This window comes from Vibrio olivae (genome assembly GCF_042428525.1).
GTDB classification, from domain to species: Bacteria; Pseudomonadota; Gammaproteobacteria; order Enterobacterales; family Vibrionaceae; genus Vibrio; species Vibrio olivae.
In genome coordinates this window covers 369207-385587 of the sequence record NZ_JBHMEP010000001.1, presented here as the reverse complement: position 1 = coordinate 385587, position 16381 = coordinate 369207, and the positions used below count along the sequence as shown (strand labels likewise).

15 protein-coding genes and 1 tRNA gene are annotated in these 16381 nt (G+C 44.8%); 3 read left to right on the top strand and 13 right to left on the bottom strand.

Going from position 1 to position 16381, the window contains the following annotated elements:
• Positions 1–166: 166 nt before the first annotated feature.
• The 10 genes from ACFFUV_RS01850 to ACFFUV_RS01805 form a co-directional block, all read right to left on the bottom strand.
• Positions 167–1642: a protein adenylyltransferase SelO gene (locus ACFFUV_RS01850; protein WP_390189232.1), complete on the bottom strand. Its 1476-nt coding sequence runs from the start codon at positions 1640–1642 to the stop codon at positions 167–169.
• Between the two features lie 355 nt (positions 1643–1997).
• Complete coding sequence (locus ACFFUV_RS01845; RefSeq protein ID WP_390189231.1) at positions 1998–2561, bottom strand: GNAT family N-acetyltransferase; 564 nt, start codon at positions 2559–2561, stop codon at positions 1998–2000.
• Positions 2562–2732: 171 nt separating this feature from the next.
• Positions 2733–4142, bottom strand: coding sequence for an MFS transporter (locus tag ACFFUV_RS01840; protein ID WP_390189230.1), 1410 nt, complete (start codon positions 4140–4142; stop codon positions 2733–2735).
• 680 nt (positions 4143–4822) lie between these two features.
• Complete coding sequence (locus tag ACFFUV_RS01835; protein ID WP_390189228.1) at positions 4823–5239, bottom strand: SPOR domain-containing protein; 417 nt, start codon at positions 5237–5239, stop codon at positions 4823–4825.
• Positions 5240–5394: 155 nt separating this feature from the next.
• Complete coding sequence (locus tag ACFFUV_RS01830; RefSeq protein ID WP_390189227.1) at positions 5395–6588, bottom strand: amino acid aminotransferase; 1194 nt, start codon at positions 6586–6588, stop codon at positions 5395–5397.
• Positions 6589–6605: 17 nt separating this feature from the next.
• The gene (locus ACFFUV_RS01825) at positions 6606–7199 is read right to left on the bottom strand and encodes a YitT family protein (RefSeq protein ID WP_390191806.1); all 594 of its coding nucleotides are present in this window, start codon (positions 7197–7199) and stop codon (positions 6606–6608) included.
• Between the two features lie 163 nt (positions 7200–7362).
• Positions 7363–7824, bottom strand: coding sequence for an Lrp/AsnC family transcriptional regulator (locus ACFFUV_RS01820; RefSeq protein WP_390189226.1), 462 nt, complete (start codon positions 7822–7824; stop codon positions 7363–7365).
• A 120-nt stretch (positions 7825–7944) separates the two neighbouring features.
• The gene (locus tag ACFFUV_RS01815) at positions 7945–8187 is read right to left on the bottom strand and encodes an HP1242/YdcH family protein (RefSeq protein ID WP_390189225.1); all 243 of its coding nucleotides are present in this window, start codon (positions 8185–8187) and stop codon (positions 7945–7947) included.
• A gap of 283 nt (positions 8188–8470) precedes the next feature.
• A complete protein-coding gene (locus ACFFUV_RS01810; RefSeq protein WP_390189224.1) occupies positions 8471–10066 on the bottom strand; it encodes an ABC-F family ATPase in 1596 nt (531 codons plus the stop codon).
• Between the two features lie 221 nt (positions 10067–10287).
• Positions 10288–10364, bottom strand: a tRNA-Arg gene (locus ACFFUV_RS01805).
• Between the two features lie 204 nt (positions 10365–10568).
• Here ACFFUV_RS01805 and folD point away from each other — a divergent pair.
• Positions 10569–11429 carry a bifunctional methylenetetrahydrofolate dehydrogenase/methenyltetrahydrofolate cyclohydrolase FolD gene (gene folD / locus ACFFUV_RS01800; RefSeq protein WP_390189223.1) on the top strand — a complete coding sequence of 287 codons (861 nt, stop codon included), beginning with the start codon at positions 10569–10571 and terminating at the stop codon, positions 11427–11429.
• Between the two features lie 67 nt (positions 11430–11496).
• Here the strand turns inward: folD and ACFFUV_RS01795 are convergent, their stop codons facing one another.
• The 3 genes from ACFFUV_RS01795 to ACFFUV_RS01785 form a co-directional block, all read right to left on the bottom strand.
• The gene (locus tag ACFFUV_RS01795) at positions 11497–13317 is read right to left on the bottom strand and encodes a cation:proton antiporter (RefSeq protein WP_390189222.1); all 1821 of its coding nucleotides are present in this window, start codon (positions 13315–13317) and stop codon (positions 11497–11499) included.
• Positions 13318–13391: 74 nt separating this feature from the next.
• The gene (locus ACFFUV_RS01790; protein WP_390191804.1) at positions 13392–14324 is read right to left on the bottom strand and encodes a lytic murein transglycosylase; all 933 of its coding nucleotides are present in this window, start codon (positions 14322–14324) and stop codon (positions 13392–13394) included.
• 97 nt (positions 14325–14421) lie between these two features.
• The gene (locus ACFFUV_RS01785) at positions 14422–14700 is read right to left on the bottom strand and encodes a YcgL domain-containing protein (protein WP_390189220.1); all 279 of its coding nucleotides are present in this window, start codon (positions 14698–14700) and stop codon (positions 14422–14424) included.
• A gap of 182 nt (positions 14701–14882) precedes the next feature.
• On the opposite strand from ACFFUV_RS01785, the gene minC reads away from it, so the two are divergent.
• Positions 14883–15545 carry a septum site-determining protein MinC gene (minC, locus tag ACFFUV_RS01780; protein WP_390189219.1) on the top strand — a complete coding sequence of 221 codons (663 nt, stop codon included), beginning with the start codon at positions 14883–14885 and terminating at the stop codon, positions 15543–15545.
• 20 nt (positions 15546–15565) lie between these two features.
• A complete protein-coding gene (minD, locus tag ACFFUV_RS01775; protein WP_390189218.1) occupies positions 15566–16378 on the top strand; it encodes a septum site-determining protein MinD in 813 nt (270 codons plus the stop codon).
• The last annotated feature ends 3 nt before the right edge of the window (positions 16379–16381 follow it).

Genomic DNA, 16381 nt, shown 5'->3' with positions numbered 1-16381 from the left:
ATTAAAAAATAAAGATACGATAACAATGTTAACTAAGTTAATGAACCATTAACAAGATGGGTGAATTATGACTCATTCTTTGGTGTGAAATGGGTGGCTTTCCACCAATTTGGTCACCCCTTTTAGCCCAATGTTACATCTCGCCAAAGGGGTGACAGGATAAAGGCTAAGAAGAGCAACTGATCGCCATTTTTTTGCCCCAACTCGGCGGTAAATTAGCGTACGAATCATGCTGTGGTTGCTCGTCAAAAGGCGCTGACAATAACAACGCCAAATGCGCTACCTCACTGAAATCTCCCTGCTCTGCTTTTTGTATCGCTATTTGTGCCAGATAGTTACGTAAAATGTACTTAGGATTAACTTTACGCATTGCTTGGCAGCGCAGCTCGGCACTCAATGGCTGACCTTCACCATCTCTCTCCAATTCACATCGCGCTATATACAACGCCAACCATGACGCTGCAGCTTGGCGGTCAATAAACAGATCGATGACAGGCTGGCGCCCTGCTTGATCAATGCAAGATAATGCGCGAAAGAAGCGTGTGTAGTCCGTATGGTTCTGACTTAACAACTCAAACATCCCATTGAACAGTTTTCCATCTTCATGAAGTGAGCGAATTAAACCGAGCTTGCTACGCATTTGAGCACTGAAATGGCGGCTTAAAGCCGACTCATACTGAGATAAAATACGCTCGAGATCATCACGTTCAATAAGCGGTGATAGTGCATGCGCCAACGCCGAAAGGTTCCACAAAGCCACTCGCGGCTGCTGGTCAAAAGCGTAACGCCCCTGATAATCTGAATGATTGCAAATAAAGCCCGTTTCATAGTCATCTAAAAACGCAAAAGGGCCGTAATCAAATGTTTGCCCTAGAATCGACATGTTATCGGTATTCATCACTCCATGAGCAAATCCAACGGCTTGCCAAAGCGCTATCATTCTTGCCGTTGAATCAACAATGCACTCAAACATAGCCGCGTAGGGCTTTTCATCACCGCTCAAATGCGGCCAGTACCATTCGATGGCTTTGTCAGCCAATAATTGCAAATTCTCCATTTGGTTGGTGTAAAAGAAGTGCTCAAAGTGACCAAATCGAATATGTGATTGCGCCGCACGCACCAGCAACGCGCCAGGTTCAATACGCTCTCTATACACCGGCGTCTCACTAACCAGCATACCAAGGGCGCGCGTGGTTGGAATCCCAAGTCCAGCCATGGCTTCGCTGCACAAATACTCGCGAATGGTCGAGCGCAGTACCGCGCGCCCATCCCCCATTCTCGAATACGGCGTAAGACCTGCGCCTTTTAAATGCAAGTCATACACGTCCCCATAGCGATCAGTGAGCTCGGCCAGCAGCAACCCTCGACCATCCCCTAGATCGGGATTGTAAACACCAAATTGATGCCCAGCGTATTTCATCGCTAGCGGTTTAAACGCGGAAAATGAAGCTTCGCCGCTGAGTGCAGCTTTTAGTTCGGCGCTTTGCGCGTCATCAGAAGTGAATCCTAGTTGCTCGGCTAAAGGCTGATTCCACGCCACCCAATGTGTATTCTCCAAGGGTGTCGGTGATACCAAGGTATAAAAATCATTTGGTAGCTCAGAAAAGCGAGTCGAGAAAGGCAGCGTCGTCCAGTTAGACATAAACAACTCATTAACAAATATTAAACGTTAAGAGCACGCTATCATAAGTAGTTGCCGTGAATCCAGTCACAAAAAAGCGAGGCTGGATATCCAGTCTCGCTTTTCACATTTTTAGGGCAATCTGAAATTACAGAATCGCAAACACGCTAACCATGGCTGCAACCGAAAAAATGCAGATACGGCTGATTAAGCCAAATTCAGAAGGGTGAATCATTTCTTGATGTTGCATGGGCGCTCCTACATTCTTTCTTTGTTACACGATAATGACAATATGATGAAATTTACGCCAACTCTCAATCCATATCTTGATGAATTTTTTATGACACTGCGATGAATTTTTGTCAAAACCTAGGTTTTATCGACCTTGGCGCAGGGTTAACCACTCGTCGTAAGTTATTTGGTATAAGCAGTGCCGAGACAATGGGTGCGCCACCTCAAGCTTAGGATGATCAAAATCTTGCTGTGTATTGCGCATACCTATCTTTTCCATCACTCGCCTCGAGGGGCTATTGGTTACTGTGGTAAATGCGCAAACTTTAGGCTGCTGCAAAATCTCAAACGCATAATCCAGGTTCGCATTCGCGCCTTCCATCGCCAATCCTTGCCCCCAGCAATGTGCTTTCAATCGCCAACCGATTTCAACAAAAGGCGAGCCGGGAATGCCGCTGTGCTTATCTTGTTCATGTAACCCTATAAACCCAAGTACCTCACCACTGTGCTTTGCTTCAGCAGCCCAAAACCCCCACCCTTCGCGTTTAGCAATCAGTGAAATCAGCCGTTGTAACAGCTCATCACTTTCTCGTTGACTGAGCGGATGAGGAAAATAGCGCATGACTTTCGGATCAGAACATAAATCAAACAGTGCTTGACGGTCACCAGGTTGCCAAGGTCGTAATATCAGTCTTTCTGTCTGTAACATATTGAGATTCTGTATTAATTAGAGTTATGCCTAGCCTACGTGACACGCACTAGATAAGCGACATAAAGCAAGACAATCGCCACGATCAAGGGCAAAAAGCAATATTAATAAGAGAAAAACAAAAAAGGTGAGCATTGCGCTCACCTTTTTTATTAGCCAATTAACTAGGCGTTATTTTACCGTCACAGGTTGCGTTTGTGGTGGTTCTTCGTCCTTAGCTTGAGCTGGGTGGACGCTGCTACCATCTGATAAGATATTACGCGCCGTCATCGTGTGATAGTAAGCATCCGTCACTTTATACTTAAACATCAGGGCGCCCATCAGGAAGTGGAATAAGCCAGGAATGATCGTCAGCATTAGAGCAATGCCAGTCAGTGCCGTTTCTGTCTGCTCTTGGTTAGGTACGTAGTCAAAGAAGGTTAATAACCAACCCACTATTGCGCCAGCAATACCCATTCCGAATTTTTGACTAAACGAAATGCCACCAAATGCCAATCCAGAGACTCGTTCACGAGACTTAAATTCACCGTAGTCTACCGCTTCAGCAATCGCAGACCAGAACACTGGCGCATGCAAATCGACAACAAAGGAGATCAAGAAATACATGACAAATGCGAGTGCAATATCGTCTCGGCCCACTAAGAAGTACATCAATGCGCTTAGAATCAATACAGCGATCTGAGTGTATCTAAACAGTTTAATTTTACAGTAACGTTTGGTTATCCAAGTTGATGCGACCATTGCCAATATCGCGGCGGTTACGCCAGTAGCCAGAAATGCAGAAATCGTCCCTGCATCGCCACCTAAATAATATTTGGCGTAGTAAGCGCCCACCGAGCCACGTATAACATAACCCACCGTCCCTGTGACGCACACGCCACACAGAATCAACCACTGGTCGTTTTGCGCAAGTAATTTGACCTGCTGTCTAAACGGTTTTTTCTCAACCTGATGCTCGACTCGTTCACGGGTAGTTAGGAAACAGAACAGGAAGAGCAACGTGCCCATTAATCCCATCAATCCCATTGAGTATTGGTAGCCAGCTTGAATATTATCTTCCCCCCAAGTGGCTGCAAGTTGCGGTACGATGATCGTCACTAAGAACGCCGCAATTTTGGCAAAGAACAATCGATAACCATTAGCGGATAGGCGCTCTTTGGGATCATCGGTCATCACACTGATTAAAGAAATGTATGGGATAGTCACGGCAGTAAACATGATAGTGACCAAAATATAGGTCGCGTAGGCATAGGCCAGTTTCATGTTGTAATCGACACTTGGCGTACTGAAGGTCAAATACACTGAAAGCCCAAATGGTACGGATAAAAACAGCAAATAAGGTCGGTAGCGGCCCCACTTGGTATCAAATTTATCGGTAAGCATCCCCATCACAGGGTCCGTCACCGCATCGATTAAGCGCACCACAATAAATAGCATCGCAAGATCTTTGGCATGAATACCGAAGATATCGGTATAGAAGAATGTGATGATCAACATCATTGATGAAATAACGACGTTCACCGCCATATCACCAGCGCCGAACCCCACTTTTTCGAGTACAGAAAGTTTATATTTATACATTGAACACCCCGTTCAGGATTCAAGATTTGATTTATTTTGTGGGGTATTTTTATCGATATTTAATTATCGCATCTGTTATCAAATTCCAATTCAAGAAATATTAGCCAATTTGTCCATACATACAGCAATTATCATAAGAACAAACCATCAGGAATAACGCTTTAAGGTCACACTTTATTTATAAATTACCCACTGGATAAAAAGATTTTCCTACCGCTATTTATTTTACTATTTAAATTAAATAAAAACACAAATAACTAAGTGAAAAATAACCATAATTATCATTAACTTAATGTGATATATAAGTATAACCAATAAGATGAAATATTATTACATTATAAATAGAAAAAATATCACCATTTAGCAAAATACTCCATAATTAGAAAAAATAAATCCATAAAAAATCGATAGGTCGAAGTTATTTAAGGAGTCAACTAATACTTTGGGCTTATATATTGATCAATATCACTCACTATTAAACTGCCAAATAAAATAGCATTTAACCCTTCTAACTTTAGGGAAAGTAAAGGATATGAGACAGAAAATATAAGTGTTTATTGGCAATTAAGTGAATAAACCATTTCTAAGATAAGGAAAAAGAATGATCACAAAGTGTGTGAATGGTTTACAGAGGAACAGAGAGAAAATAGCCTCTCAGCGGAGGCTAAAAAAGAAGAACACTAACGCATTCTGACAACATTCGTTTGTTGCTTTTGCTTCATTTCAGCAAAACTCATCACGAACGGTGATGATTGCTTAACATGAACAGGAAGCGATGTCATCGCTTGAAGCGCCTTTGATTTAGTTGCAAAATCACCCACCGTTACAGCGTACCATTGTGTACCGCGGCTTTGTTTCCAGTTAACCCAGACTGGGTGTTTTGGGTCAATATTATTGATGTATTGCTGAATGTCTTTTTCTTGCTTAAGTGCCAAAACCTGCACGGTGTAATGTGAGGGATCCATATAGCCATAAGCATCTTGTGAAGTCATCACTCCGACACATTGCTGTGGCGTTTGTTGCTCAGTGGTCTGCATACTTAAAGGCGTACAGCCGATTAATCCTGTCATCATCAATAGCGATAAAATCTTATACACGCTTCGCTCCATTTTACATTGCTTGGTTGAAGGCCTGTGCCTAATTGTCCTAACGGCGACCAAACAGGAAGCGGTAATAAATGGTGCATCAATAAAAAAGCCCGAAGCTTTTCAGCATCGAGCTTTTGCTATTCGATTATCAGTCAATCATTTGCTTATAAGGCAGCAATCGCTTTGGCAACACGATGAACATTACTTTCGTTCAGGCCCGCGACGCACATGCGCCCGCTACTGATCAAATAAATGCCATGTTCTTGGCGCAACGTACCAACTTGCTGCGACGTAAACCCTGTGTAACTAAACATTCCACGCTGCTTAAGTAAATAATCAAAGTTTTTCTCAGGGCATAACTCACGTAAATCAGCGTGTAAACGAATCCGCATCTGGCTCATGCGGTCACGCATTTTCTCGACTTCTTGTTGCCAAGTCGCGAGTAGTTCTGCTTCGTTCAATACCTGTGAAACAATCGCCGCACCATGCTTGGCTGGGCTAGAGTAATTGCGTCTTACCGTCGCTTTAAGCTGTCCGAGCACTCTTTCAGCTTGTTCAGGATCTTGGCAAACGACCGATAACCCGCCGACACGTTCACCATACAAAGAAAATGTTTTTGAGAATGAATTTGCGACAAACGCGATCAACTGTGGATCATTAGAAATTTGACGAATCACGTACGCGTCTGCGTCTAGGTTATCGCTATATCCTTGATACGCCATATCGAAAAATGGAATCAGTTGGCGATGCTTAATAATGGCAATCACCTCATCCCACTGCTCTGGCGTGAGATCAACGCCCGTTGGATTATGGCAACACGGATGAAGTAACACGATACTTTGCTCTGGTAACGTGCTCAATGTGTCGATCATCGCGGAAAAAGCGAGCAAATTCGTTTCACGGTCAAAATACGGATAAGTGTTTACCACAAAGCCAGCGCCAGCAAAAATCGCATGATGATTTTCCCATGTCGGATCACTGACCCATACCGGTGAATGGGGGAAGTAGTGATGGAGAAAATCAGCACCGATCATTAAACCGCCGGATCCACCAAGAGACTGGATGCTTGCGACACGTTTTTCAAGTAACGCTTTGTGCCCTTCGCCAAATACCAATTTTTGCAAGGCAGTACGAAATGGCTGCATGCCTTCCATCGGTAAGTACACACACGGCGTTTCACCCATTTCAGCAAGCTGTTGTTTAGCCACACGAACCGACTCTAACGTCGGGATTTTCCCCGCTTCGTCATAATACAGACCAATGCTTAAATTCACTTTATCCGCACGCTCATCGGCCATAAATTGTTCCATCAATGACAGAATAGGGTCCCCAGCGTATGAGGTAACACGATCAAACACCCAACATCTCCTTTTGTTTATCCGTGATAACGGTCTTGACGGTGATTCAACGCAATCACCAAGTTAAGAATCAGTGCGCAGACAATTGAAAGCAGCAACTCTCGTAATCCGACCACTGATAGGGAAACCAGCATAATAACCACATCCACCGTCATTAAAAACCATCCGGCGCGAAGGCCGAATCTGTCTTGCAAATAGAGCGCGAGGATATTGAAACCACCTAGACTGGCTTTGTGGCGAAACAGAATAATAAACCCGGTACCAAACAGAAAACCACCAAAAATTGCTGCATACAGCGGATTCAACTCACCAAGCTGAATAAACTGGCCTTGAGTGTTAGTCAAGAATGACACCATGCCAACGGAGATAAAGGTCTTCAAGGTGAAAAACCACCCCATTCGCCGAATCGCCAAATAATAAAAGGGCAAGTTGATAAGAAAGAACACCGTTCCAAATTCAATGTTCATTTTGTAATGCAGAAACAGAGATAACCCAGCGGTTCCCCCGGTAATCATGCCGATTTGTTTGAGAAACAACACACCAAATGAAACCAAGCTGGTTCCCATTACTAATGCGAGCACATCCTCAAACCATTTATGCTCCATTTTCATTGCTGATACGCTAGACATACCTCTTCCTTAAATCCGTCAAACACCACGCTTAAGCTGTGTTCAAGTATCAACAAAACCGTCAAAACATGCAACTAATAACCATAATCAGCCAATTCGTGCGCAATTAAAGCGATTATCGATAAATATGTGCATACATTGTAATTTAGAATTTAGTGATCGTTGTACCGTGCTCTTTAAGACGCTCTAATACGACCGTGGTTTTGATATGAGAAATGGCTTGAGTCGTGAAGATACGGTTCACTAAATCGTTCAAAGTATCTAAGTTAGAAACGGTACATTTGAGAAGATAATCAGCCTCACCCGTGGTTTTAAACGCCTCCACGACCGCTTTATCTTGATCGATGAACGCTAAAAATGTCGCGGTATTGTTTTGTCCATGGTTCAACAATTTAATTTCTATCATCGCGATAACCTCTTGCTGCAATGCCCGAGGCGCGAGGCGTGCATGGTAACCGAGAATAAGTTGGCTATTTTCGAGATTAATTCGACGCCGAGAACATTGAGAAGGCGACAAACCGACCAACTCGCTCAATTCCTGATTTGTCAGACGCCCATTATCTTGCAGTAATCCGAGTATCTTAAGATCGTAATCGTCGACTTCCATCTGTTTTCATCACCTCTTTGAACTGCACGAGACCAGCATGGTGACTGGAGTGCGAATAATGCGTTGAAAAGTGACATAAAAAAACCGCTTGAACAAGCGGTTTTCATTAATAGAGATGGACTACTTAGCACGAATAATCCGTTGATGGAGTAAATCCTTGAGTTCTGCCCGTTCCAGTTTCATCTGATTCATTGCTTGGTCATCAATAGGATTTCCCCTCAACTCAAGAACCCGAATTTCTTTATCCAGTGCATTATAGTGACTTGCACTCGAACTGAACGACTCATCGGTCTTGGACAGTTCGCTGATTTTATCCAAGTGTTCTGGAAATTCGTGAGCTAAAGAATGATTTTCGCCTAACATAGAAACCCCTTTATCAATGGATTAAAGTGTGAGTTTATAAATACCTCATCTACAAATGTAGCAGCTCAAATCGTCATGAAAAGTTACTGATTCGGTGTTCTGGTGAGATTTAACACAGGGCTTGCAACTCACAGATTGAGGTTCAACGTTGGCCATCACGACTCTTATCACTAACTCCCTCTTTCACCATTAAAATGCATACTACCGATAAACTAGCCACTTTTTATATTGTGAAACAAAAAAGCCATCGCACATGGCGATGGCTTTCTTAGTGAGCGAGGAATTAACCTGTCAATCCCTGCTTCGCTAGATACTCATCGTAAGTACCGTGGAAATCATGGACGCCGTCTTTTGTGATTTCAATAATACGCGTAGCAATTGATGACACAAACTGACGGTCGTGAGATACAAAAAGCAATGTGCCTTTGTAGTTCTCAAGCGCTAAGTTCAAAGATTCAATCGATTCCATATCCATATGGTTAGTGGGTTCATCCATCAACAAGATATTTGGCTTTTGCATGATCATTTTGCCAAACAACATACGACCTTGCTCACCACCTGAAATGACTTTCACCGACTTCTTGATGTCATTTTGAGAAAACAGCATGCGCCCAAGAATTCCGCGAACGGTTTGCTCGTCGTCACCCTCTTTTTTCCACTGCCCCATCCAGTCCAGTAACGTCATATCTTCGCTAAAGTCATGGGCATGATCCTGAGCATAAAAGCCGATATTGCTATTTTCTGACCATTTGATGTCGCCTGACATCGGCTCCATGACACCAGCCAATGTATTTAGCATGGTTGATTTACCAATACCGTTTTCACCGATGATGGCAATACGCTCACCGACTTCAACCATCAAGTTGACGTCGTTGAATAAGATATTATCTTCGTAGCCCTGCTTCAGGCCTTCAACAATCAATGCATTACGGAATAGCTCTTTCTCTTGGTCAAAACGAATAAAGGGAGATTGACGACTTGAAGGCTTCACTTCGTCTAACTGAATTTTCTCCAATTGCTTTTGACGCGACGTCGCTTGTTTCGCTTTTGATGCGTTTGCAGAGAAACGACTTACAAAGGTTTGTAGCTCGGCAATCTGAGCTTTCTTCTTCGCGTTGTCAGCATGCAAGCGCTCACGAGCTTGTTCCGCCGCAACCATGTACTCATCATAGTTACCGTGGAATAGACGCAGTTCACCGTAGTCTAAATCCGCCATGTGGGTACACACGGTATTTAGGAAGTGGCGGTCGTGCGAGATGATGATCATTGTACAGTTACGTGCGAGCAACACCTGCTCAAGCCAGGCAATGGTATGCATGTCCAAGTTGTTGGTTGGCTCATCAAGCAGCATAATTTCAGGCTCTGCGAACAGCACCTGCGCCAATAACACACGCAGTTTTAAACCCGGAGCGATTTCACTCATCAACCCAAAATGTTGCTCTTCAGGAATCCCAAGGCCAAGTAACAGTTCACCGGCGCGCGCTTCTGCAGAGTAGCCATCCATTTCGGCAAATTCGGTTTCTAGATCGCCAACACGCATGCCATCTTCATCCGACATTTCTGGCAGAGCGTAAATACGGTCACGCTCTTCTTTTACTTGCCACAACTCTTTGTGGCCCATAATCACGGTATCGACCACAGAAAATTCTTCAAACGCAAACTGATCCTGACCAAGCTTTGCCATACGCTCATTAGGATCGATCGCCACGGACCCAGCCGAAGGCTCAAGTTCACCGCTCAGGATCTTCATAAACGTAGATTTACCGCAGCCGTTCGCACCAATCAGGCCGTAACGGTTGCCATTACCGAATTTAATCGAGATGTTTTCAAACAATGGCTTATCGCCAAATTGCATGGTGATGTTTGCAGTCGTTAGCACAAGAAATTCCAAGTTGTTGGATGGTAAATAAGCAAAAAGTTGGCATTAGCCAACTTTCAAAGTGACGAGATATTAACAGTTTTTGTGATTAACATCACCCCTGTTTCGTGGATTGGTTGGTCAAATAACGACAACTCAGTGCGAGGACACAACACAAGTGGATGAATACAGAGCAGAAACGAAAAAGGCGCTGGCAAATCAATGCCAACGCCTTAAATAAATGGCACGCCCTACAGGATTCGAACCTGTGACCACATGCTTAGAAGGCACGTGCTCTATCCAACTGAGCTAAGGGCGCGCTACAGAGGAAGGATTATACGAGTTCAAAATGTTAAATCAACGGCTTTCTATAACATTCTGTTCTGACCGCCTAAAAAAAGGCCATCCAACGAATTAGTGACTAAAAACACCCCAAAGCAAACGTTTGCGTCTAGATGTTATCTTAATTATTTGCGACAATGCGCAGCAATTCGTTTGGCAATTCGATTTCTTAAGGAAAGTCATGTCTGCTCAAAATATTGATGGAACTCTTATTTCTCAAACCGTCCGTTCAGAAGTTGCGGCTCGAGTAAAAGCGCGTGTTGAAGCGGGTTTACGTGCACCAGGTTTAGCCGTGGTATTGGTAGGTGAAGATCCTGCGTCTCAAGTTTATGTTGGTAGTAAGCGTCGCGCCTGCGAGGAAGTCGGGTTTGTATCAAAATCGTTTGATCTTCCAGCGACCACCAGCGAAGCGGATCTCCTTAAGCTAATTGATGAGCTTAATTCCGATGAACAAATCGATGGTATTTTGGTTCAGTTACCCCTGCCTGCTGGTATCGACTCCACGCATGTCCTAGAGCGCATCATTCCAGAGAAAGATGTGGATGGATTCCACCCATACAACGTTGGCCGTTTGGCTCAGCGCATTCCCACTCTTCGCTCATGCACGCCAAAAGGTATCATTACTCTGCTGGATCGTTACAACATTAACTTACGCGGTAAGCACGCGGTGATCGTCGGTGCCTCCAATATTGTTGGCCGCCCAATGACACTTGAGCTATTACTTGCAGGGTGTACAACCACGACTTGCCACCGATTTACCAAAGATTTAGAAAGCCATGTGCGTCAGGCAGATATCGTAGTTGTTGCGGTGGGTAAGCCCAACTTCATTCCTGGCGAATGGATCAAAGAAGACGCAGTGGTCGTTGATGTCGGCATCAACCGCATGGATAACGGCAAGTTGGTTGGCGATGTTGAGTACGCCAAAGCCAAAGAGCGAGCGAGCTTTATTACTCCTGTCCCAGGTGGCGTTGGGCCAATGACCGTCGCCAGTTTAATTGAAAACACCATGCTGGCATGTGAGCAGTTCCATACCAAAAAGTAACGATTAACCAAACTTTGGATACAAAAATGGCAGCCAACTCGGCTGCCATTTTTTTATGATGAACCAATCAACTGGCTTTGCTTTGAATCACGTTATCCACCACTTCTGTTTGCGGTGGAATCACGCTGATTAAATCCCAGCCTTGGGTTTTAATTTCTTTCAGCACGTCTTTTGCCGTCAGTAGCCATAACTTACCATCCTTCACTAAACACAACGGCAATGCCTTGGGGTTGCACTCCCAAAATTGAGCGATAGTAAAGTTTTCAGTGATCGATGTACTTTTAATTGTGCTTCCCTGTGCCATCATTGAATTGAGCATCGCATAGCTTACGCCATCACCAAACAGCACTTCATTCGGGTTGCGATCCACTTTGTAACGCTCGTGGGTGTTTTCCCCGACACTCAATTGATACACCGCGTTTTCACCAAAGTCATTTTGGTAGTACATTGAGACAATCGGGTTGGCTTGACGATACGGCGAAGCTACCATCACTTTACCAATACCCGCTAAATCCAAATGACTTTCTGCGTGGCTTGACGCCGGGTTACCAAAATAGACATTGAGATTATTCATTCTCGATAAACGAATGCTCTCCCAGTTGGTGTCCGCCAAAATGGTTTTAATTTTGTGTTTGGCCAACGTTTGAGCAAAAGCGCGAGTAAATGTTGTGGCACCAAAAATCAGCATTCCCTGTGGCTTACCTTCGGTTACGCCCAAAAAACTAGCCCACAAACGCGCCGTTAGGCTTTGCGTGACAACCGTACCAATGATCATCAAAAACACCAGCGGTACCAGTTTATCAACCCCTTCGAATAATCCCATATCACTTAAGCGAATCGCGAACAGCGACGAAACCGCCGCGGCAACGATCCCACGCGGAGCAATCCATGATAGAAACCATTTATCTTTTGAAGTCAGCCCCGTTCCAATCCCGCATAACCATACCGACAATGGACGAGCAACAAACATTACCACGGCCAAAACGCCAAGACCGCCCCATCCGAGCGAGGTAAATGCATTGGAGTCCAGTCGACTCGCGAGCAAAATAAATAATCCCGAGATGAGCAGCACGGTTAAGGTTTCTTTAAACTCAATAATGTCGTCTAAGTTGAGGTTTTTGACATTGGCAAGCCACATACCAATGATGGTCACCGTCAAAAGCCCCGACTCTTCTTGTAACTCATTCGACAACGCAAACATCGACAAAACAATGGTCAGCACAGCAATATTGCGTAAATAATGTGGCACCCAGTTACTTTTGAGCATTTTGGCAACAAAGACTCCGGCCAAAATACCGAGCCCTAACCCGACGCCAATCACCATAGTAAAGGCACTGACTAAATGCTCTGTTGGCTCAGCGGCAGAAACAATAAACTCGTAAACCAGTACCGCAAGCAGAGCACCTAGAGGGTCGATGATGATCCCTTCCCAGCGCAAAATACGCCCGAGTTCCGCCTTAGGGTGAACACTTTTTAGCATGGGAGCAATAACCGTTGGCCCGGTCACCACCACCAGCGCTGAGAACAGAGCTGCCAGTGACCACTCAAAACCTGCAAGAAAATGCGCCCCTAATGTCACACAAACCCACGTCACGCCAATTCCCGTCGTGACAAGGTTCATCACCATTCGACCGTGACCGCGTATCTCCTGAATATTGAGCGTTAATGAGCCCTCAAATAGGATGATTGCTACACCAAGCGAAATAAGAGGGAACAGGGTGTCGCCAAACAATTGGTCTGGGTTAATGATGTCAAAACCCGGCCCAACGGCTAACCCCACCAATAAAAGAGGGAGTATCGCAGGAAGGTGCAATCGCCAACCAATCAGTTGGCAAATGAGAGAAAGCAAGCCGATTAACGCCAAAGAGGCAGCTATCGATAATTCCATATAAGTTTCCTTATAAAAAAACCACAACACAGCTCGTCGCCGGGTTGTGGATTTTTATCAGACCTGTTGATTTATTAATAAATAAGATCAGCGAGGTGGCTTACCGCAAGAGCGAAATAGTACGAACGATTCCACTTCATCAACACATTATAGTTGTTGTAGACCAAATAAACGCGACCATTCTCATCATCCGGTGCAATGAGCCATGCGTCGATGTCATTGGTCAACTTCGGTAGAGGGCTGCCGTCATAACGGGTTACCCCCAACGCGCTCCATTCAGACAGCGTTTTGGCTTTATCTTTATCACGACCTTGAATGCTCAGGTCAAATCCCTTTGGCAACTTCACTTGGCGTCCCCAGGTAAAGTTGTCGTCCCAACCTGACTTACTTAGATAATTCGCCGTTGATGCAAACACATCCGCTTCGGTGCCCCAAATGTCTTTTTTGCCGTCTCCGTTGCCATCAGCGGCGAACGCCAGAAACGAACTCGGCATAAATTGACACTGCCCCATGGCACCCGCCCAAGAGCCTTTCATCTCACTCGCTGAAATATGCCCTTGTTCGAGAATGGTTAACGCTGCCATCGCTTCACTTCGGAAGAAGTCTTCGCGGCGCCCATCGTAAGCCATCGTTGCCAATGCATCAATGACGCTATAACCCCCAGTAAATTTACCGAAATTGCTCTCCACGCCCCACAGCGCAACGATGAAGCGCGGTTGCACACCATATTGTTTACCAATTGTTACTAATTCATCGTGGTGTTGCCGGTATAATTCGCGAGCTTGCTTTACTTTCCACGCAGGTGCAGCGCGTGGAATGTACTCGTCAAGAGTTAAGCGTTTTTCCGGTTGATTACGATCTGCCTTAACGGCACGGGGCTTGTAAGTAACGTCAGCAAAGGCTTCATCAATCACTTGTTGTGAAATACCTTTTTGCTGCGCTTCTTGTTTCAGCCCTTCTACATATTGGTCAAATTCAACGTCGGCGGCCATCACGGCGCCCGACATTGCAAAACTTAAAGCCACTGACACGATTTTTTTCAATGTTTTGCTCCTTGGGCCAATTACCTTCGTTCGATCATGCTAGGTCAATAATCTTGAATAATTATGAACCCTGTTTCGCTTTTTGCTCTTTGTATTTCTCTAATAGATTTTCTGGTGGTGGCGGCAATTGCAAAAAGAAGCCGTCATCGATGAGCGATTGTTTCACTTTCGCCACATCGACTTGCGCTAAATCACGTCCATCCAGATTAATCATCATAACCAGCGAAGGTTTGCCGAACATCGCCATAAGTGTGTCAGGAACTTGTGAAAAATCGTCCTTCTTTGGAACATACAGGTAAGCACCTTCTTTCTTGGTACTTTTGTAAATGGTACAGAGCATTGGAAGCCTTTTTAATGTAACAACTCTATAAACGTCAGCGTTTCGAAAAAAATGTTCTCAAAACGAAGAATTAAACACGAGATAACTTGCTGTGCCTTCTGAGGAAATATAACATGACATCCCTAGTCTCAAGCAACGCCAATTCTCGTTTGGTGATGATTTATCGAGGTCCATAATTCAAGATGTCACGCACCCCAGACCTAAAAGGTAGCAGCTTTACTCTGTCAGTTTTGCACCTTTCTGACAATAATGTCGAACAAGCTATCCATTTTTTACAAGAAAAGGTCGATCAGGCTCCCGCCTTTTTCGCCAGTGCGCCCGTGGTTATCAATATTGATAACGTGGAAAAAGACGTCGACTTTAAACAATTAAAGCAAGGTATCCAGACCGCAGGGATGATTCCTGTCGGGATCTCAGGCAGTAAAGATAAGCGCACGCAAAACCTCGCATCACAAGCCGGCTTTGCGGTCATGAGTGCCAGTAAATCGCCCTCGCAAGCGCCGACCCAAATGGTCCCGACCAAGGTCATCCGTACCCCAGTGCGTTCTGGACAACAGATTTACGCGAAAGACTGCGACTTAGTCATCCTCAATCATGTCAGCGAAGGCGCTGAAGTGATCGCGGATGGCTCAATCCACATTCATGGTACGCTACGCGGCCGCGCCATTGCTGGAGCGAGTGGCAATACCAATGCAGTGATTATCTGCAATCAACTGAATGCCGAATTGATGTCCATCGCTGGACATTATTGGCTCACTGAACAATTTGCACCTGAGCTATGGCAGCAAAAAGTTATGCTCAGTTTGCAAGACGACTCTCTTAAGCTTGAGTTGCTAACAATATAAAAAGATAAGGAATCTATTTCATGGCACGCATTATAGTTGTCACGTCGGGTAAAGGCGGCGTGGGAAAAACAACATCGAGCGCGGCAATCGCTTCTGGCTTAGCGCTTAAGGGCAAAAAGACCGCAGTGGTCGATTTTGATATCGGCTTGCGTAACCTCGATTTGATCATGGGCTGTGAGCGTCGTGTCGTCTACGACTTTGTTAACGTGATCAATGGCGAAGCAACCCTGAATCAAGCACTGATCAAAGACAAACGCACAGAAAATTTGTTCATCTTACCTGCATCACAAACGCGTGATAAAGACGCCCTCACCCATGATGGCGTAGAGCGCGTACTCAATGAACTTGACGAAATGGGCTTTGACTTTGTCATTTGTGATTCGCCTGCAGGCATCGAGCAAGGTGCGCTAATGGCGCTATACTATGCAGATGAAGCAATTGTTACTACCAACCCTGAAGTTTCATCAGTTCGCGATTCTGACCGTATTTTGGGCATTTTGGATTCAAAATCAAAACGGGCAGAACAAGGCCTTGAGCCCGTCAAGCAACACCTTCTATTAACTCGCTACAATCCAGCGCGTGTCAATCAGGGTGAAATGCTGAGTGTCGAAGACGTTGAAGAGATTTTACATATTTCATTGCTTGGGGTAATTCCAGAAAGCCAAGCGGTGTTAAACGCATCAAACAAAGGTGTCCCTGTGGTCTTTGATGAGCAGTCAGATGCAGGCATGGCGTACAGCGATACCGTTGACCGCCTTCTTGGTGAACAAGTGGAGTTCCGCTTCTTGGTCGAGGAGAAAAAAGGCATCTTTAAACGACTATTTGGAGGCTAACGA